The 18,127-nt window shown below is 65.6% G+C and carries 16 protein-coding genes; 6 read left to right on the top strand and 10 right to left on the bottom strand.

Translation table 11 applies throughout. The annotated features are described in order from the left end of the window. A partial coding sequence (locus tag VFC51_08615) for a hypothetical protein (protein ID HZT07079.1) occupies nt 1-211 on the bottom strand: 211 nt, incomplete at its 3' end. Between the two features lie 80 nt (nt 212-291). Between VFC51_08615 and fliB the strand changes: the two genes are divergently transcribed. Continuing rightward, a complete protein-coding gene (fliB, locus tag VFC51_08610) occupies nt 292-2,172 on the top strand; it encodes a flagellin lysine-N-methylase (protein ID HZT07078.1) in 1,881 nt (626 codons plus the stop codon). A 242-nt stretch (nt 2,173-2,414) separates the two neighbouring features. Then, complete coding sequence (locus VFC51_08605; GenBank protein HZT07077.1) at nt 2,415-2,669, top strand: hypothetical protein; 255 nt, start codon at nt 2,415-2,417, stop codon at nt 2,667-2,669. 71 nt (nt 2,670-2,740) lie between these two features. On the opposite strand, the gene VFC51_08600 is transcribed toward VFC51_08605, so the two are convergent. The 4 genes from VFC51_08600 to VFC51_08585 form a co-directional block, all read right to left on the bottom strand. After that, a complete protein-coding gene (locus VFC51_08600) occupies nt 2,741-3,835 on the bottom strand; it encodes an amidohydrolase family protein (GenBank protein ID HZT07076.1) in 1,095 nt (364 codons plus the stop codon). 256 nt (nt 3,836-4,091) lie between these two features. Further along, nucleotides 4,092-4,952, bottom strand: coding sequence for a GNAT family N-acetyltransferase (locus tag VFC51_08595; GenBank protein HZT07075.1), 861 nt, complete (start codon nt 4,950-4,952; stop codon nt 4,092-4,094). Nucleotides 4,953-5,005: 53 nt separating this feature from the next. Beyond that, entirely contained in the window at nt 5,006-6,190 is a 1,185-nt protein-coding gene (locus VFC51_08590; GenBank protein HZT07074.1) for a glycosyltransferase, read from the bottom strand. Next, nucleotides 6,187-6,759 (bottom strand): helix-turn-helix domain-containing protein, encoded by a 573-nt coding sequence (locus tag VFC51_08585; protein HZT07073.1) that lies wholly within the window; start codon nt 6,757-6,759, stop codon nt 6,187-6,189. The genes VFC51_08590 and VFC51_08585 overlap by 4 nt, the downstream gene beginning before the upstream one ends. A gap of 202 nt (nt 6,760-6,961) precedes the next feature. Here VFC51_08585 and VFC51_08580 point away from each other — a divergent pair, with 202 nt between their 5' ends. From VFC51_08580 to VFC51_08565, 4 genes are all read left to right on the top strand, one after another. Continuing rightward, nucleotides 6,962-8,155 carry a Rieske 2Fe-2S domain-containing protein gene (locus VFC51_08580; protein HZT07072.1) on the top strand — a complete coding sequence of 398 codons (1,194 nt, stop codon included), beginning with the start codon at nt 6,962-6,964 and terminating at the stop codon, nt 8,153-8,155. 152 nt (nt 8,156-8,307) lie between these two features. Beyond that, nucleotides 8,308-9,882: an ABC transporter substrate-binding protein gene (locus tag VFC51_08575; protein ID HZT07071.1), complete on the top strand. Its 1,575-nt coding sequence runs from the start codon at nt 8,308-8,310 to the stop codon at nt 9,880-9,882. After that, entirely contained in the window at nt 9,879-10,997 is a 1,119-nt protein-coding gene (locus VFC51_08570) for a cupin domain-containing protein (protein ID HZT07070.1), read from the top strand. The genes VFC51_08575 and VFC51_08570 overlap by 4 nt, the downstream gene beginning before the upstream one ends. Before the next feature lie 29 nt (nt 10,998-11,026). Beyond that, a complete protein-coding gene (locus tag VFC51_08565) occupies nt 11,027-12,739 on the top strand; it encodes an ABC transporter substrate-binding protein (GenBank protein HZT07069.1) in 1,713 nt (570 codons plus the stop codon). Nucleotides 12,740-12,743: 4 nt separating this feature from the next. On the opposite strand, the gene VFC51_08560 is transcribed toward VFC51_08565, so the two are convergent. The 5 genes from VFC51_08560 to VFC51_08540 form a co-directional block, all read right to left on the bottom strand. Beyond that, nucleotides 12,744-14,720: a fibronectin type III domain-containing protein gene (locus tag VFC51_08560; protein HZT07068.1), complete on the bottom strand. Its 1,977-nt coding sequence runs from the start codon at nt 14,718-14,720 to the stop codon at nt 12,744-12,746. 292 nt (nt 14,721-15,012) lie between these two features. Next, nucleotides 15,013-15,339, bottom strand: coding sequence for a hypothetical protein (locus VFC51_08555; GenBank protein HZT07067.1), 327 nt, complete (start codon nt 15,337-15,339; stop codon nt 15,013-15,015). A 182-nt stretch (nt 15,340-15,521) separates the two neighbouring features. Continuing rightward, nucleotides 15,522-16,811, bottom strand: a complete 1,290-nt coding sequence (locus VFC51_08550) for a Rieske 2Fe-2S domain-containing protein (GenBank protein ID HZT07066.1) — start codon at nt 16,809-16,811, stop codon at nt 15,522-15,524. Between the two features lie 192 nt (nt 16,812-17,003). Further along, complete coding sequence (locus tag VFC51_08545; GenBank protein ID HZT07065.1) at nt 17,004-17,279, bottom strand: antibiotic biosynthesis monooxygenase family protein; 276 nt, start codon at nt 17,277-17,279, stop codon at nt 17,004-17,006. Between the two features lie 100 nt (nt 17,280-17,379). After that, nucleotides 17,380-18,123, bottom strand: a complete 744-nt coding sequence (locus VFC51_08540) for a hypothetical protein (protein HZT07064.1) — start codon at nt 18,121-18,123, stop codon at nt 17,380-17,382. Nucleotides 18,124-18,127: the final 4 nt, after the last annotated feature.

Here is an 18,127-nt window from a genome sequence, read left to right as displayed (position 1 = left end):
GGTCGGCCCGCCGTTCCAGAAGCGCCATGGCCTGCGGCACGGCGCAATGAGCGTGGACGTCGACGGTCTTGACCCGGCGCCCGGCCACGACCACTTCGCGTCGCCGCGCCTGGCTTTGGGTAGACGCTGCCTGGGCCCCGTCGCAGTCGACGAACGCGATGGCTGGGTCGTTCGGGCGGCTGCCCGCCTGTCTCGGTTCCGCTTCGCTCATCAGATACCCCCGCCCACCGTATCGCGGTGATGGTACACCGAGGGTATCCTTCGACAAGTCGTCATGTTTGGGGTTGCCACATGAATGGTGACGCGGACGCGGCGCGCCGCGTCGTCGTTCCCCGCTTCCTGCTGCGGTTCTCCTGTATCGGCGCGGCATGCGAGGACAACTGCTGCGCAGCAGGCTGGGAGGTCGCCGTGGACGAGGCGACCTACACGCGATACCAGTCCCTCGATCACCCGTTGGGCCCCGCGCTGCGAGAGAAGGTCGTCAAAAAGCCGGGCGTCTTCGCCACGCGACAGGACTTCGCACGGATTGCGCTAGACGAGCGCCGCGCGTGCCCATTCTTTACCCCGGAGCGCCTGTGCGGCGTCCAGCTCGCGCTCGGGCCGAGCCTCCTCTCCAACGTATGCCGCACGTACCCACGCCGCACGGTGACCATCGACGGCGCCATTGAGACCGGCGCGAGCCTCTCGTGTCCGGAGGTGGCGCGCCTCGCCCTCCTTGACCCAGGGGCGATGGACCGCCTCGCCGTGATGGGGACAGATGCGCCATGGAGCCCCTCGATCGCGGAAATTGCCACCGCCGAGCTTTCCGCCGATGACCCGCGCCGCATGATCGCCGCCGTGCGAGCGGGCTGTCTGCGTCTGGCCGAGCGGCAGGACGCCTCCGTCGACGCGCGCCTGCTCGCGATGGGGCTGGCCTTTCGACGGATCGCGACCGCGCGGGGTGAGACCGACGGCAACGTCGAGGCGGCTTTCGCCCGATACGACGACGAGCTGCTCAGGATCGAATCCGAGCTGGAGCGCCTACCCGCGGAGCCGACGGTGCAAATCGAGCTGCTGCGGGAGCTGATCATCGACCGCATGCGCATGGTTGGAGCCGCGACGGGCAGCTCGCGCTTTCGGCGCGCGGTCGACCGAATGGGGATCGCGCTCCGGATCGGAGACGGCCGCGCCGCCGACGACGAGACCCTCACGCGCTACCGCGCGGCGCTCCGCGACGTCTACGAGCCCTTTATTCGGTCCCGCCCGCACATCCTCCACAACTACCTGCTGAGCCAGCTGCACGCAAGCCCGTTTCCGTTCAGCGACGGGCGCTCACCCTTGGCCGATCTGGCGCTTGCCGTGGCCCGATATGCTCTCCTGCAGCTCCTCCTCGTCGGCGTGGGAGCCTTCGAGGGACGGATGACGGAGGAGCTTTTCGTGGAGGTGGTCCAGCCATTCGAGCGGGCCGTCGGACACGATCCGCGCTACTTGCGCCACGTCCTCGACGTCCTTACGCGAAGTCGCGCGATCACCCTTCCCTCCATCGCGGGAATGCTTGCAACCATGCGATGCGCTGCCGGCCACGCTGGACGGCGAGTCTCCGTCCGTTTGGTACGGGGTTCCGGGGAGCGCGCCATCGAGCCGGAGCTGGCGCTACTCCGCCGCGCGACGCGAGCGCGATCCCGCACGCTCCTGCGGCATCTCGCCAGCGATCGTGCGCCGCTGCTGCGCGGGCTGATCGACGCGCTTCCGCCTGAACGCGCCGCCGGCGACGCTGGGGCGGACAGCGCGCACCAGCCTCTTTCGTCGATGAGGGAGAGCATTCGGACCCTGGCCGGGGAGCTGGCGGCCAGCATCGACGAGATGAATCGATGCGCCGAGCTGATCGATTCGATCGTCGACGGGCGTCCTGAGAAGGTTGAGGCGTGCCTGGATCTGGCGGCGGACGTTCGCGCGTTCGTGACTGACGCCCACGCTGCGCGCGATCGGGCGGGAATCGTAGAGGATTTCCTCGCCGAATTCGAGGCGCCCGAGTCAGTCCTCGACTATCTCACGGTCATGACAGAACAGGTGCTCCCGCTCGTGGCGGCCACGACCGAGTTGGCGCAGCGTCGGCGCTCGTTGGAGGCGAGGTACGATGCTCTGGTTCAAGGCCCTCTTCCGGGGGGCGATTTTGACTCGCCACGTATCTGAGCGATGGTACGGGAAGAAGGGTCCCGCGGGCGAGGCACTTCCAGTCTGCCAGAGCGCTCGCGGCAGAGGCATTGCGAAGCGATGCGCGCTATACTCGAGGGGCCATGCCGATTTATGAATTCCGGTGCGACGCGTGCGGCGCGCGCATTTCGAAGTTCGTCCGCTCAATCGGGGGAGAGGCTTCAGCGGTCTGCGACCGCTGCGGAAGCGCCGATCTCCGGAGATTGGTCTCGCGGGTCGCAGTGATCCGTGCCCCGCTCGACCCGAGCACCATCAACAAGAACGAGCTGCTGGACGGCGTCGAATACACCAACCCGGCGTCAATGGCGTCGTTTTTCCGTCGGATGCAGGACACCTTCCACGACGAGCCGAACGAGCACATGGACGAGATCATAGGCCGGCTCGACCACGGCGATCCAGTAGAGCGGGCCCTGGATCTCCACATGCACGCCCACGATGAGGCAAGCTCTGCCGAGACCCATAGCACGGAGGAATAACCGGTCGCGTGAATGCGCAGGAGGGGGGCGAAATCGCCCCCCTCCTGCGAACCCCAGCTACCGGACAGCGATCACCGCGCGCCGACAGCCGCCCCCGCCCGAGAGAAGGCCGGGAAGACCCGCGCCGGGTTCTTGTTGATAATCGTGACCTTGTCGGCTTCTGAAAGGAAGTCGAGCGAGTCGAGGACTGGCAGCAGGTCGTCAGAGGTGTGACCCACCGCGACTTTGCTGGGATGGTCGCTCTCCTGGCGAACCGCACCACCCGAGCCCGGCGCCTCCGTGCCGAAGCAGATGTTGTTCACGCCCCACTGCTTGATGGTGAGCGCGAGATAGTCCACGTCGTACACGCAGGTGTCGAAGAAGAGGTTGTTGCTCACGTCCTTGCCCCGCGGGATGCGGTGGTTGGACGACGAGATGAAGCGGTCGAGCGCGCCGCCGCCATGCGCGATGCAGATGCGGAGGTTCGGGAAGCGCTCGAACTGGTCGCCAAAGGCCAGGATCCGTGTCGCCAGAAAGGTCTCGATCACAAACCCGAGCTGGTAGTTGCCGGGAATGTGGGCGATGCGCGGATCGAGGCAGTTGGTACCGTGGATGAATACCGGAACGTCGTACTCTTGGCACTTGGCGTAGATCGGGTCCCAGTATCTCGTGTTCATGCCCGGGGAGTTGTGGCGCCCATCGGGATCCGGGCTCAGGTACGTGCCGACAAACCCGTACTCCTTGACGCACTTCTCGAACTCGGGCACGCAGTTGCTCAGATCCGGCGCCTCGGCGATCTGGGGCAACATCGTCGTCCCCAGAAAGCGATCCGGGAAGTTCTGAACCTGCCGGTGAATGGTGTCGTTGGTGAACTCGCACCAGCGCGGGAGCAGATGGCGAGGCATCCACCCCATCATCGTAAATGGACGCGGCCCGAGGATCTGCACGTCGATGTTGCGCTCGTCCATGTAGTTGACGTGGTGCTGGTTGGCCTGCTTGAACGCCTCGTCGCTCAGTGGATCTGGGCCTCGCGCGAACGGGCCCTCGGCGCCTCCGCTCGGACGCGCATTGCGCAGGGGGCTTGGTCCGACGTAGCCCGAGGTGAACCCGCTCATGATCCAATTCCGCGCTCCAGGTGGCGCCGACACGTGGCCATGAACGTCGAACACCTTGGTTCCTTTGAACATCTGCGACCTCCCTTCTCCGTCCTGTCGCTCGCCGGCGGAAAGCCTTTTGAGCACAAATAGGCTAGTGCGCCGGAGCGCCCGTGTCAACTCGCTGACCAGCCGACCGGCGACGCTCGCTGACCGGCAACACCGTCGGCCGCTGATCCGCCGCCCCACACCGCGACGCACGCCGAACGAAGGGTCGTTGGACTGCCCGGGGACGACCCCGCTGGCTGGGGATCGCCAATAGGCGGCGGCGCGTCCCGATCGGACGGCGTCAGTACAGGACGGACGGGAGCCAGGTCGCGTCGGGCGGATCGTAGGGCCCAAGCGTCATCATGTTCATGACCTCGAGCGTCCGGCACCCGGATTGGAGCAGTCGACGATAGAGGCCGCTCTGGCTCAACGGACAGAAGAAGCGCGAGTCCCCCGCCGACGATCGGCGTGCCGCGTCACCGACCAGCGCCACGGCGTCCTCTTCCGTTTCCGCCACGCCGTGGCCAAAAAGACCGGGCGTGAAGTAACCGACGATCCGGTCGCGTCGTTCGCGAACGAGCGTGCCAAAGCCGAGCTCGATCGTCAGTCCGACCTCGTGCCGCCGCCCCACCTTGTAGATCTTTCGACCGAGAGCCTCAATCGAATCGAGATCATCCGCACATGCCTGGCGTACGCTCACATCGGGGTGGTCCGCCGGCCTCGCTTCCAGGACCGCGGCGGCGTCTCGAACCTGGAAGCCAAGCGAGGCATAGAGGGAGAGCGAGGCCATGTTAAAGGCCTCCTGGAACAAGCGCACGCGAGCGATGTTGTGCGCGGTGGCGTATTGCATGACATCTTCCATGAGGGCTCGACCGATGCCCCTCCCCTGATGGGGCACCTCTACCGTGATGGGGCCAATCCCTGCGACCTCGTCCATGATCGAAAGAAAATTCGATCCGACCAGGTCACCGTCGAGCAGGGCGGCGACCCCATAGAACTCGCTCCGCTCGATCATCAGCGACAGAAGCCCGCGTGCGATCCCTGCGCTCGCGAACGATGTTCTGAATCCATGGGCATCCGACACATCCTTGAAGGCTTCGTAGCAGATTCGACCCAGCTCGTTTGCATGAACCGGTGCCGCGGGCACGAGATCTAGGTGCACGGGTACTTCCTCCACTTTCCCTTTGCGACGGTTTCACAAGCTCGTCGGGCAGATCACTCCCCTTTGGGGGACTCCGCGAGACCGACGAATCCGCTCGAATCCGGGACGAGCGACTCCAGCAGATCGGCACCCCGGGTCGCTGAGTTCTGCCGACGAATATCTGCCGCGAGCTCTCGGGCGGCTCGGCGATACGAGCGCACGCTCAAAAGCTCCTCGGCGGCTTCGCGAATCTGGCTTGGGTCTGCATCCAGGGGCAGCGCTCGACCGGCGTCAAGCTCAACGACCCGTTCCGCCACCATGCGCTGATCGCCAAACATGGGAAGCATGAGCACCGGCACCCCATGGGCAAGGGCGGCCAGCGTCGTTCCATGACCCCCGTGGGTCACCACAAGGGAGACGCTGGGCAGGACTTCGTGGTGGGGAATGAACGCTGCCAGCTCGGCCTTCGCGGACAGTCTGAGGTCATCTGGCTTGACGTCGGCCGCCGTAACAAGCACGCGCATGTCGAGAGGCGACAGACCGTCCACAATGCGCTGCAGGGTCTCGACCTTCGCCCGGTGATAGAAGGTCGTGAGGCTGACGAGGGCCAGCGCGTCCGCCCTTTTCGTTGCCCTCGATGGCGCCAGCGCCCGTGCATCGGATGCCTCTTCAAAAAGCGGTCCGACGAAATGCAGGTCTGTCAGCGGCTCCGTCCGCGGGTCAAAACAGCGAAGAGCTGCCACGATGACCAGGCCCGCTCGTTGCCAGGCCTCGTCAATCGTCTCCACTGCGGGAAGGCCGAACTTCGCACGAAGCGCATTCACAGTGGGGAGCCTCGTGGGCCAGTGCGGGCCGTGGGTGAAATAGTGGGGAATCGTGTGCACGAGTACAGCGGAGCGCAGGTTGCTGACCTCCGCCGCGATGAGGCCCCCAACCAGCATGTTGTCGATCACGACCACATCGGGCTGCGCGACATCGATTTGGGCACGCACATCGTCCACAATTGCCGGCTGATACGTAACCTCATCCGAGAGCCTCGGTTGGAGGGGGAGCGGCGCGCGGGCCTCCCAGAACGGGCTCCCTGCAAATGCCGCGGAGACAAATCCCGCCCGACGGATGCGCGCGCGCTGGGCCTCGTGGCCGAGGAACGCGATCGAATGGCCGCGCTGCGCGAGGACTCGCGCCAGCGCAAGAGCGGGTCCGAGGTTGCCGCCGCCGTCCCACGTGACGAACAGATACCGCTGGGATCTTCGCATCATCCTCCCTGCTCCCCAAACAGCGCGCGAAGCAAACGCTGTACGACGAACTCCGCTTCGAGTCGAGTCAGCCCCATGTCTCGCCGGAGCAGCTTCCATGTGTACACATCGGTGGAGACGATCAGCGCTCGCAGGACCTCGTCTCGATTTGATGGATCGCAGCGTGCGAGGTACGGTTCGAACGCACGGATGACCCAGTCCCTGTGTGCAGACCTCCCGAGCGCGAGAGGCACCCGAAATGCGGCTACGCGCTCCTCCTGCGCCAGAGCACGAATGACGGAATCGCCAATCTCCTCGTAGTGGTCGAAGAGCCCCGATACCGCGGCCACGATGTCACCCGGTGGCGTGTCTCCACGTTTCGAAACCGCCCGTTCGTTGGCCGCGTGGAAGGCCACCTCCAGCAACCGGGCACGACTGCCGAACCTCCGGATGATCGTTTGCACCGTCACGCAAGCCCGCCTGGCAACAGCGTCGAGGGTCACGGCATCCACGAAACCCTCGAGGAGGAGCTGGGCCGCGGCCTCCAGTATCCGGTCGTAGGTGGCCTGGGACGACGCGGCGCGCGCCGACATCCGATACGCCCGTCGATTATTTCGAATTAGTCTCTCCTTAAATGAATTTTTCGTGTGAGTCTAGACTAAAAGGAAATTCCCGTCAAGGGCGCATGTGGGCGAACGGATTGCACGATCACTCCGGGGCCCGCGAATCCCTCGGAATGCGCCAGTGCCGTGTGATACGATCCAACACCGCTGATCAGTGACTCGGGAGGTCGTGATGTTGACGGCGGAAGAGAACGAGCGCCTGACGCGAATCGGGCCCGGTACACCATGCGGCGAGCTATTCCGCCGTTACTGGCAGCCGGTGGCGATGCTGTCAGAGCTTTCGGATGCGAGCCCCACGAAGCACGTGCGAGTTCTCGGCGAGGACCTCGTCCTGTTTCGCGACCGGTGCGGCCGTGTCGGGCTGCTGGCCGACCATTGCGCCCACCGGGGCGCATCCCTCCTCTATGGCCGCGTCGAAGAGCGCGGCATCGCGTGCGCGTACCACGGCTGGCTCTACGATATCGCGGGCAATTGCCTCGAGACCCCCGCTGAGCCGGCCGACAGCCGGTTTCACCTCACGGTCAAGCAGCGAGCGTATCCGGTCCGCGCACAGTATGGTCTCTTCTGGGCATATATGGGCCCGGCGCCCGCGCCCTCGCTGATGAAGTGGGACCTCGGCGAGGCAGGCCCGCTCACAATCTCCGGTCCACAGTATTTCGACTGCAACTGGCTGCAAGGGATGGAGAACCACATGGACCAGTCCCACGTGTTCATCCTGCACCAGGAATCGGCATCGAGGGGAATCGAGGGGCTCAACACGGCACGAGGACGGATCGACTTTCTTGATGGGCTGGAGTACCGGGAGGTCCCCTTCGGGATCAAGCGCAAGCAGGTGCACAAGAGCGGCTACGTCGACACCGACCTCATGATCTTTCCTAACATCCAGCGGACGTATGACCACATCGGCATTCGGGTTCCCATCGACGATACGCACATGCTGCGCTACACGGTCCACGTCGATCTGAAGCTGCACGCACCCCTCGACGGAGAGCCGGTCGGCGATGGCGATAAGACCATTCGCTTCCAGCCAGGTTGGCCGCGCAGTAAGACGCCGACCGATGCGATCCATCCCGTCGCCCGATACGCCATGAACGGCGTGCAGCCGCAAGATCTCATGGCGCTGGAAACCCAGGGCCCAATCGCCGACCGAGTAACCGAGCGACTGGCGACGTCGGATCGCGGCATCGTACTCTACCGCGAGATTCTGAAGCGTGAGATCGACAAGGTCGCGCGCGGCCTCGACCCTATCGGGATCGTTCGAGACCCGGACCCCGCTCCGATCGACACGGACCTCCAGACCTGGCTCGAGATGACCCGCCGCTTCCCACCACAGCGCACCCGCGCGCCGCAGCCGGCGAGCCGGTGAGGGCGGCCGGTAGCTTGCGGAGCCATTCGCCTCGGCTCGGCGTCTGGCTCCTGCTCGGCGCGATTCTGTGTTCGTGCGCGGGACGGCAATCATCCGCTCCTGCGTCTTCGGTAACCGCGGACGCCAAGTCCCCGAAGCGGGTGACCCTCGCCATGCGCGGTCAGCCCACCGGCTTCTATTACAAGCTGGGCGGCACCACGGCCGGAGCCGATGGACTTCAAGACCTCGTGCTCGTCGGCCTGGCCACCACCAGCGATCAGGGAGACCTCCGCCCCGTCCTCGCAGAGGCCGTGCCCAGCCTGGAGAATGGCAACTGGAAGCTCTCACCCGACGGTGGGATGGAGACGACGTGGACCATTCGCCCCAATGCGCGCTGGCATGACGGCGCGCCATTCACCGCGCAAGACCTCGCGTTCACGGTGCAGCTTGCGACCGATCGGGACCTTCCGCTGCGGGACAGCATCATGCCGTTCCTCGAGCGGGGCGAGGCCCGCGACGAGCACACCTTCGTCGCCCACTGGAAGAGGACGTTCATCTGGGCGGATCGGCTCTTCTCCACGGCGGGCAGTGGCGTCACGAGCGGGCAGATTCTCCCGCTCCCGCGCCACCTGCTGGAGGGCCCCTACACGGAAAATAAGGAAACCTTTCTCGGGCTTCCGTACTGGAGCGACGAGTTCGTGGGGACGGGACCGTTCGTCGTACGCGAGCTGGACCCCGACAGCCACGCCGTCGTCGCCGCGAACGACCAGTTCGCGCTGGGCCGGCCCAAGATCGACGAAATAGAGGTGAAGTTCATCCCGGACTCCAATACGTTGGTGGCGAACGTGCTCGCCGGCGTCGTCGACCTCACGCTGAGCCGGACGGTGTCCCTGGAACAGGGCGCCGACGCCGCGCGGCGCGCGCCCGTGCGGATGGAAGCGACGCCGTTCAACCTCCAGCGCCTCTATCCACAGTTCATTGATCCGCAGCCCGCCGTGACCGGAGATGTGCGCTTTCGCCAGGCGGCACTACTGGCCATCGATCGGCAGGAGCTGATCGATACCCTGGAGAACGGCCTGACGCAGGTGCCCGACAGCATCCTGCCTCCGGGCGACACCCTGCACCGTGAGGCCGAGGTTGGCGTCGCGCAGTATCCCTACGATCCCGCGCGCGCCGCCCAGCTCCTCGCCGATCTCGGCTACACGCGTGCCGCCGACGGCGCCCTCCGAAGCGCGTCCGGCGAGCGCCTGGGCAGTGTGGAAATCCAGAGCCAGCCCGGTGACGACAACCAGGCCAAGGTGCTGCTGGCCATCGCGGATTACTGGCAGCGCGTCGGTGTGTCGGTGGATCCTGTGACCCAGCCGCCGCGACAGGACGCGGCGATCAGCGCGACGCGCCGCGGCTTCTGGTTTCGGGGTGGGCCGAACGCGCTCCTCGTGCTTCCCACGTTCGTCAGCACTGAGATTCCCCGCCAGGAAAACGGGTACACGGGAGCCAACGTCGCGCGATACGCCAGCTCGGAGTATGATGCGCTGTTCACCCGATTCTTTTCCGCGATCCCCGATCCCGAGCGCATGCGGAGTCTCAACCTTCTCCTTCGACACGTAACCGAGAATCTTCCGCTCATCCCCCTTTACTATCGTGTCGAAGCGAGGATCATCTCGAATCGTTTGATCCACGTGGCCCCGCGCGCGCTGGAATCCGGCCCCGCATGGGACGCACATCGATGGGAGGTGCAAGACCAGTGACACAATCGACGGAGGTTGAGACCAACGGTCGAGGTCGCCGCCGCTCGCTGACTGCCTACGAGCGATGGGCCGCCGAGCAGGGCATCCCCACGGTTGGCGGGTTCTACGCGCATCTGAACCAGCTTCGCCTCGAGCCGTGGGAGCGCGTTGGCGGGAACGCCACGTTCGTCCGTCTTTCCGGGGCAGAAGAGGGATACACCGACGGGCAGGTCGTCGAGATCCCGCCTGGCAGGCAACTGAAGCCACAGCGGCACCTGTACGAAGCGACCGTCTACATCCTCGCCGGACGCGGCGCCACGACGGTCTGGTACGACGAGGCGAAGAAGCAGACGTTCGAGTGGAGACAGCACAGCCTCTTCGCGATCCCGCCCAATGCCTGGTACCAGCACTTCAATCTCTCCGGGGATGAGACGGCTCGCTATTACGCGGTGACGGATGCGCCGCTGGTCATGGACCTCTTCCACAACTTGGACTTCATCTTCAACAACGATTTCCGTTTCACCGACCGCTTCGTCGCGGCTGACGGCCACTTCAACGGGACCGGACACTTCCTCGAGGAGGGTCAGCCCGGCGCCGGCTCCTGGGAGACCAACTACGTCGCCGACCTCTCACGATTCGAGCTGCTCGAGGCCCCCGGCCGGGGCGCCGGTGGTCGAAACGTGCTGTTTGAGATCGGAAACTCGACCCTCGTCGCCCACGTCTCGGAGTTCCCCGTCGGGACCTACAAGAAGGCCCATCGCCACGGTGCAGGCGCCAGCGTGATTATCCTGACTGGCACCGGGTACACGTTGCACTGGCACGAAGGTGGCCCGAAGACACGGGTCGACTGGGTGCCCGGAACCACCTTCGTCCCCGAGAACATGGGTTTTCACCAGCACTTCAACACCGGGCAGGAGCCCGCGCGCTATCTTGCCATCCGATGGGGACACGGTAAGTATCGGTTCTTCCGACCGCGGGGTGACCTCACGATGGTGAGCACCGAAGAGGGCGGTGACCAGATCGAGTACGAGCACGAGGATCCGGCTATCTACGCGATGTATCTGGAAGAGTGCGCGAAGCACGGCGTGACGCCGAGGATGGACGCGCTCCTCGCGGGAATCGGTCGGCGGGCGTAGGGCGCCCGGTGCACTGTTGGAGACGTGAGATGATCGGTTTGCGCGCTGTCGGCCTGTTGCTGATCGCGGCTGGCGCCATTGCCTGCGCGGAGCCCGCCGCGCAAGGCCGCCCTGCGAACGCCGTTGCGCCCAGCCAGCAGGAATCGCGCCAGCTCGTGATCGCCATTCACGACGAGCCGGACACCCTCGCGCTCCACCCCTTCACGCAGCCGGGCCAGGCAACCTACCTCATCAAGCGCGTGTTCAATGCGCAGCTCTCGTACATGGACAACGAGGCGAATCCCCATCCCTATTTGGCCGAAGCACTGCCAGCGCTCGAGACGGATAGCTGGAAGGTCTTCCCAGACGGTCGAATGGAGACGACCTGGAAGCTGCGTGACGGCGCAACGTGGCACGATGGCACGCCACTCACTGCGGAGGATTTCGTCTTCACCTGGAACGTCTACTCGACACCTGAGCTCGGTCACTCGCGCACGCCGCCGTTCGACGCCCTCGACGGGGTTTCGGCCGCCGACCCCCGCACCATCGTGTTCGCGTGGAAAAGGCCATTTCCGGGCGCCGCCACCATGTACGAGCACAACCGGGAATATCCGCCCCTGCCACGCCACATTCTCGAGACGGCATTTCAGCAGAACACGCCCGACGCCTTTTTGAACCTGCCGTACTGGACCGTCGAATTCGTTGGAGTCGGCCCGTATCGACTCGACCGCTGGGAGCCGGGTCAATTTATCGAGGCCAGCGGATTCGCAAAACACGCCCTTGGCCCACCGAAGATCGGCCGCGTACGCCTGGTATTCATGGCGGACAGCAACGCCGTCCTCGCGAGCCTGTTTTCGGGAGACATTCAGCTTACGGCGGATGCCGCGGCGCGCCTCAGCGAGGTGCAGCTTCTGAAGCAGGATTGGGTGCCGAGCGGCGCCGGCGCCGTGAATCTGCACATCAACCAGTATCGAGGCATCTATATCCAGTTTCGTTCCGACATCCTCGAACAGAAGGCCCTCCTCGATCCCAAGGTGCGCGCCGCCCTATTTCATGCCGCGGACCGCCAGGCGATCAATGAGTCGGTCTATGGCGGTGAGGCAATTCTTGGCGACTTCCTCGTGCCGCCGCTGAGCGAGATCGGGCGCGCAGCCGATCGCGCGCTCGTCAAATACCCGCTCGACCCACGTCGAAGCGAGCAGCTCATGGCGGAGGCGGGCTACGCGCGGGGAGCAGACGGCATCTTCGTCAGTCCGACAGCCGGTCGCTTCGGCGTCCAGGTCGTGACTCAGGCCGCCGCGGACAACATCTCGGAGATCGCGGTGCTGGCCGACGGCTGGCAGCGGGCAGGATTCGGCGTCGAGCAGCGGCAGCTCACCGGCGCGGCGTCTCGCCAGCCGGACGTGCTGGCGAGCTTCCCGGACATGCTCATCAATAGCACCGCTGCCGGGGTGGGCCTCATCAATGATTTTAAGATCAGCAATATTCCCACGAAGGACAATCGCTGGAACGGATCAAATCGCGGCGGCTGGGCCAACACGGAGTACACCAGCCTGGCGGACACATTCGCAACGACGCTCGATCATGGGCAGCAGATCGAGCGGGTTGGGCAAATCGCGAAAATCTTCAGCGAACAGCTCCCTGTGCTGACCCTCTTCTACCGGTCGGTCGTGTTCGCCCACACGAGCGCGCTGACCGGCGTCACCAATGCGCCGCCAGAGAGTACCGTTCCCTGGAACATGCAGGATTGGGAGCTGCGCTGAGGCGCTACTGCGTCGTCGTAACGGCGACGGGCGTGGATGGGGGCCCCTGATTGCCGGCGGCGTCGACAGCAGTGACCTGGAAGTAGTACGTCGTAGTGGGCGTGAGGGCCGTGACCGCGGCCTCGTTACCCCGAGCTTCGATCAGAGCTGACGGCGTGAACGGGCCGCTCGCGGTGGTCGCCTGCGCCACGACGTAGGACGTCGCGCCCGGCACGGGCGTCCACCGAAGGCCAACCGCTCGCGGGCCGACATTCGTCACAACGACGCTGGGGGCGGTCAGCGCCGATGAGGTCGCCGCACTGGCGGTATTCGATGGAGCGCTCTGGTTCCCTGAGGCATCGATAGCGACCACCTGAAAATAGTACGTTGTGGACGGAGATAGGCCGGTGATGGTGGCCGAGGTCCCAGCGGTGGAGTCGGTAGCCGTGTAGGGGCCAGATCGGCTGGTTGACATGTAGGGAACGTAGGCGGTCGCGCCATCGCTCGCCCCCCACGACAGCGCGATCGCGCTGGCGCTCATCGCGACGGCCACGAGGCGCGTGGGAGCGGCGATCCGAGGAGCCTCGGGGGTGGGAACCGTGGTGATCGCCATCGCGGTATTCGACGGCTCACTCCTCGCTCCGGATGCGTCGATGGCGACGACCTGGAAGTAGTAGGCCGCTCCGGGAGAGAGCCCGCCGACCGTCGCTCCCCGCGTAGACGATGAGACCGGCGCTACCGCGAAGAACGGCCCGCCCAGACTCGACGACTCCTGCACCTCATATGACACAGCACCGGTCGACGGGACCCAGTGGAGCGTCGCGGTGGTCGACGTGACGAGGGCGACGCTGACGCTGCCGGGCGGCAGAATCGACGGCTCCGTCGTGGCGACCGCGGTGTTGGACGGCGCGCTCGGCGTTCCCAGGCGATCCAGCGCGACCACCTGGAAGTAGTAGGTGGTGACCGGGGCCAGCGACCCAACGATGGCCCCACTGGATGTGGCGTTCGAGACGCTCGCCAGAGTGAACGGCCCGGCCGGGTCTTGCGCCTGCCACACGTCGTAGCGCACCGCACCCGCGCTCGCCCGCCACGTGATCGTTGCCGTGGTCGACGTCGTGTCGGTGACCTTCACCCCCGTGGGAGGAGCAATGGCGACATTCGCGAACCCCGGGGTCACGATTGCCGCGGCCGGCGCCACGCGCTCTTCACCCGTCGGGTCCACCGCCCGAATCTGGAAGAAGTACTGTGTGCCCGGCGTTAAGCCGCTGACGGAATCCAGTGAGACCAACGATCCACTGGTCTGGCGGACGGTCTGGCGCAGCCCGAAGCTCACGGGAAACGGCGATGTCGTTTGATAGATCCGATAGGAGACCGCCCCAGGATCGGCGAGCCACGTAAGGGTGATGGTGCCGCCATCCGGGGCCACGACGCGCACGACCGGGTCATACGGGCCGAGGGGCGCGACGACTGGATAGTAGGAAGGAGGCGGGTACGGCAGAGCGGACGGCGGGAACTGAGGCGCGCTCGGTTCCCGGGCCGGCTGCGCCGGCGGGATCGGCTGCTCGATCGGGCGCGGCACGACTGGTGGCTGCGGCGCTTCCGGGAGCGGGCTGGGCGGCGGAACTTGCTCCGGGGTCGGCGCCTGCGGGGCGGGCGTCTCGCTCTGCGGGAGCGAGATCGGCACGACGGACCAGAGGGCGTCGTACGCATCGGAGCCCGCGCCGTTTACGTCGCCCGGCTGGCCGTCACCCGAGAAATAGTAAAGCGGCCAGCCCTCGTAGGTGATCTGCCACGAGCCGTCTTCACGCTCGATCGCGCTGATCTGCTCGGAAACCTCGCGGGGCGCGGCAATCTCAGCGTCGGTCGCATAGGGAGGGTAAAGGTCGGCGCACCCGTCGGCGCAGTAGCTCGCCCACGGCGAATCCCCGTCCCACCAGTAGAGCGTCCACCCATCCGGGTCCGCGAGGATCGGCCCGTATTCCGCGTTGCCCACAACGGCCACAACTGGCGCGCCGTCTTGCGCAAGCGCTCCGGAGGCGGCAGCTTCCCACGAGACCGCGAATGCAAGAGCAGCAACCACGCGTCTGAGGACACGCGTCAGCGAATGATCCGGCTCGCCTTGGCCATTAGGGCATTCCGTGGGGCCTACGCGATGCACAATCCCTCGATTCCACCGTCTCGAATTCATTTTCGCGCACTGCGCGCGTAATGACGACAGCTATCGCTCTCAGGGATACGGCCGGCCACCTCCCGAGGTCTCCGCCTCCATGAATGTCGGAAGCGCGCGCGTGCCCTCACTCCCGGGGAGTGGCGGCGGCAGCGACATGGATCGGTGGCGATACCGAGAGGTGAAAGACGACCTCCGACTTGCTTATGGGACAGTGGCACGAGGCGTAAAACCGGAGCGGCTCCGGCGCATCGCTCTCCTGCGACACCATCAGAAAGGGCTCGAGCGCTTGTTGCACGCCCGGACAGCGGAACGAGCGCCCCGGCGCTTGCAGTTCCACGGAGACGGCCTCCCCGTCGTGATAACCCACGGGACAGGGCGTCCCAAAGGTCCGCGTGACCGTCACGCGCGCCTTGCGCGTGAATCGCTCCGGGATCGCATCAGAGCCTGCCATGGTTCCGCCTCCTCGCAGCCGAGCCGGCGCCGCGGCGCGCGATTGAACGCCGGGCCGTAGCGCAGCGATCGTGATAGCTGAAGGGTACGATCGATCAAGCGCTCGTTGGCCCGCTCAGAGGGGTAGGCGGCTACCGCTGATCAGGTGGTTTCGCGGGGAATCAACGGAGCCCGGGGGCCAGGTTACGGGGTCACGACATTCGCGACCGGTGCATGCGCGAGCCTCGCACCAAACTGGTCCCATCGCGTTCCGAGCGGAAGGCGCTCGTGAATGACGTTGATGTCGAGAAGGCGGTCCTGGTCTTCGGGGCGGCGCAAGACGTGAACGGGGTCTCGACCCTCGCTGACGGCCTGGATCGCGCGCAACATGACCAGCCGCGTGGCGACGATGCCGCCGTCGCTCGCCGCCAGGTGCTCCTGCACACGGTCCTGGATCTCCCCTTGCGTCTCGGTGGCAAAGCTGTCGTGCACGACGAAGATGGGCCCCATACCGGAGTAGGTGTCGCGCTTCTGCTCCTCGCGATCCTGAAGGTAGCGATTCGCTTTGTTCCGAGGGAATCGGTAGTGCTCGTCCGTGACCGATTCCCGTGCGACGCGGAATCGGGCGTCAATGGGACCCGAGCGCTTGAACGCCATGGAGTAGCGCCAATGGTGCGTGTCGTCGATCGGTACGTGCCAGTTCATCAGATACCCGTCGCCCGTGGCGGTCGGGCCTCCGCCCACCGCGCAGGTAACGGGCATGACGAAGTTTTTCGTCTGGACGTGGGTCGCATCGTCCTCATCGTGGAACTCGTAGATGCGAACGCCAAAGTGGGTCTGCTCGCAATGAGGAGCGGGCGCCCGTTCGAACGAGGCCGACGCTTTACTTTCGCCGCTGAGGCCCTGGCTGAAACGGCTCCCGGGCAGAAAGCGGTGCAGGAAGCGGACGTGGAGCGTGTCGATGTTCCCTTCGTTGCCCTGGAGATAGCTGCACTCGTGATAGTGCTTGTGCACCCAGCGGTGGTCGTCCGGCACGCGAAACATCTCGTAGTTGGGAAAGAGCGGCGGATCGCCCGGTCCCAGGTACGCGAAGACCACGCCGCCGGTCTCGTGGCACGGATATGCGCGCTGCTTCACCCGCTGGAAGTAGTCGCTACCTGCCGGCTCCCCGGGCTGCTCGAGGCAATTGCCGTGGCGGTCGTAGAGCCAGCCATGGTAGATGCACCGCAGCCCGCCATCCTCCAGGCGACCGTAGGAGAGATCGGCGCCCCGGTGCGCGCAGTGGAGCCCAAGGAGCGCGGGCGCACCGCCTGCCGAATCGTCGGGGCGAAAGAGGACGAGGTCCTCACCCAGGAGCCGGATGGGGACAGGTGGAGCACCCGGCGGAAGCTCCTCAGAAAGCGCAGCCGGAAGCCAGTACCGGCGCAGCAACTCGCCGGCGGCAGTGCCCGGCCCGACTCGCGTCAGAAGCTCATTCTGTTCCTTCGTGAGCACCGCACACCCCCGGGTCCCCGCTGTGGGGCGTTGACGTATCGTACCGGCGGAGGCAGCGCGGATCAAGCGCGCGCACGCGCAGGTCGCACCGGTAGGGCGCGGCTTTTGCCCCGCCGCGACGTCGAGCCCCGCAGCGGGACCGCTGGGGACAGGCGCCAGTCCAACCGGACCCTGACGGCACAATCGAGGAGACTACTCGATGACGTAACGCTCCTGCTTCCCAGAACCTGCCCGGAGCTCCACGCCGATCTGCGGTCGGTTCAGGGCGTAATGGGCTTGCAGACTCGCCTCGTCTGTCCAACGCTCGACGAGGAGGAGCTGATCCGGATCCTCGGTGTTCTGGAACAGATCGAACTGCTCGCACCCCGGGTCCTTGCGCACCTCCGCGTGGCGGGACGCCCGCAGCTTGACAAGCTCGGGCCCCTTTCCGGGAAGCGCCTGCATGGTCACATAGATTCGGATCGCCACTGCACGACTCCCTTCGCGAGAATATCGCATGGTACCACGCGCCGGAACCGCGGCGACGGAGCGATGCGGAATTTCGCCGCCGTGCACCTCGTTTGTGCTCTCAGCCCTGGAGCAGCCGGCCCCACCCAGCGATGGCTGGAATGATGCCGGGCCGACATAGCGCTCCCCAGACGAGCGCGGTCATGTTTACGAATACTGGTTTGCCGAACTCCGACTCGAGCTTCGGGACAGCATGGATGGTGGGCCACGAGCCGCCCGGCAGGAGAATCGCATCTGCGGTCGGCGCTTCACGGAACGTCCTGCGCCCCAGCTCCAAGACCAGCTCCATGCCCTGTGCGAGGCTCACGTTGGGGTCCTCGGTGACCTCCCGGGGCCAGCTCGTCTCCCCAACCACGTCGATGTCCGCCTCGGCAAAGTAGCGCGCGATGACGTCGTTCACATCACGCGACCAGAACGCGCCCAAAGCCAATTTCCGGACCCCCAGATGCTTCATCCCGTCGACGAGCATCTCGATGTCGGCCCCTCCGGGTATCCCGTATCGCCGCTCAGTCTCGGCGATGAGGTCGAAGATGGCCTTCCTGCCCATGAGCGCCGCGGGGGGAACCCCCATCTGAACGATGCGTTGCACACCCTTTTTCTTGAGCTGGTCCGCGCAATCCCAGTAGCTATCGAACGCGTCGTGCACGGCGTCCCCCGTGAAATCGCGAACGCCGAGCGGCATGCCGAACAGCATGACGTTCTGTGGGACGAGCCGGTAGAACTGGTACGGCTGATAGTGGCTCATATTCCCCCGAGGGAGCACGGTCCCCAGCAGATAGCGAGGCGCGAAGTCGGCGTCGACCATCGGT

The sequence above is a fragment of the Chloroflexota bacterium genome, from assembly GCA_035652535.1.
Taxonomy (GTDB): Bacteria; Chloroflexota; UBA6077; order UBA6077; family SHYK01; genus DASRDP01.
The sequence above is the reverse complement of the archived record's forward strand: the minus strand, read 5'-3'. Positions and strand labels throughout refer to the sequence as shown.

What these genes read in the sequence shown, in the direction of transcription:
- VFC51_08585 (HZT07073.1), bottom strand. Translation starts at nt 6,759, where the DNA reads ATGTCGGCGCGCGCCGCGTCGTCCCAGGCCACCTACGACCGGATACTG.
- VFC51_08575 (HZT07071.1), top strand. Translation starts at nt 8,308, where the DNA reads ATGCGCGGTCAGCCCACCGGCTTCTATTACAAGCTGGGCGGCACCACG.
- VFC51_08565 (HZT07069.1), top strand. Translation starts at nt 11,027, where the DNA reads ATGATCGGTTTGCGCGCTGTCGGCCTGTTGCTGATCGCGGCTGGCGCC.
- VFC51_08590 (HZT07074.1), bottom strand. Translation starts at nt 6,190, where the DNA reads ATGATGCGAAGATCCCAGCGGTATCTGTTCGTCACGTGGGACGGCGGC.
- VFC51_08540 (HZT07064.1), bottom strand. Translation starts at nt 18,123, where the DNA reads ATGGTCGACGCCGACTTCGCGCCTCGCTATCTGCTGGGGACCGTGCTC.
- fliB (HZT07078.1), top strand. Translation starts at nt 292, where the DNA reads ATGAATGGTGACGCGGACGCGGCGCGCCGCGTCGTCGTTCCCCGCTTC.
- VFC51_08600 (HZT07076.1), bottom strand. Translation starts at nt 3,835, where the DNA reads ATGTTCAAAGGAACCAAGGTGTTCGACGTTCATGGCCACGTGTCGGCG.
- VFC51_08580 (HZT07072.1), top strand. Translation starts at nt 6,962, where the DNA reads ATGTTGACGGCGGAAGAGAACGAGCGCCTGACGCGAATCGGGCCCGGT.
- VFC51_08555 (HZT07067.1), bottom strand. Translation starts at nt 15,339, where the DNA reads ATGGCAGGCTCTGATGCGATCCCGGAGCGATTCACGCGCAAGGCGCGC.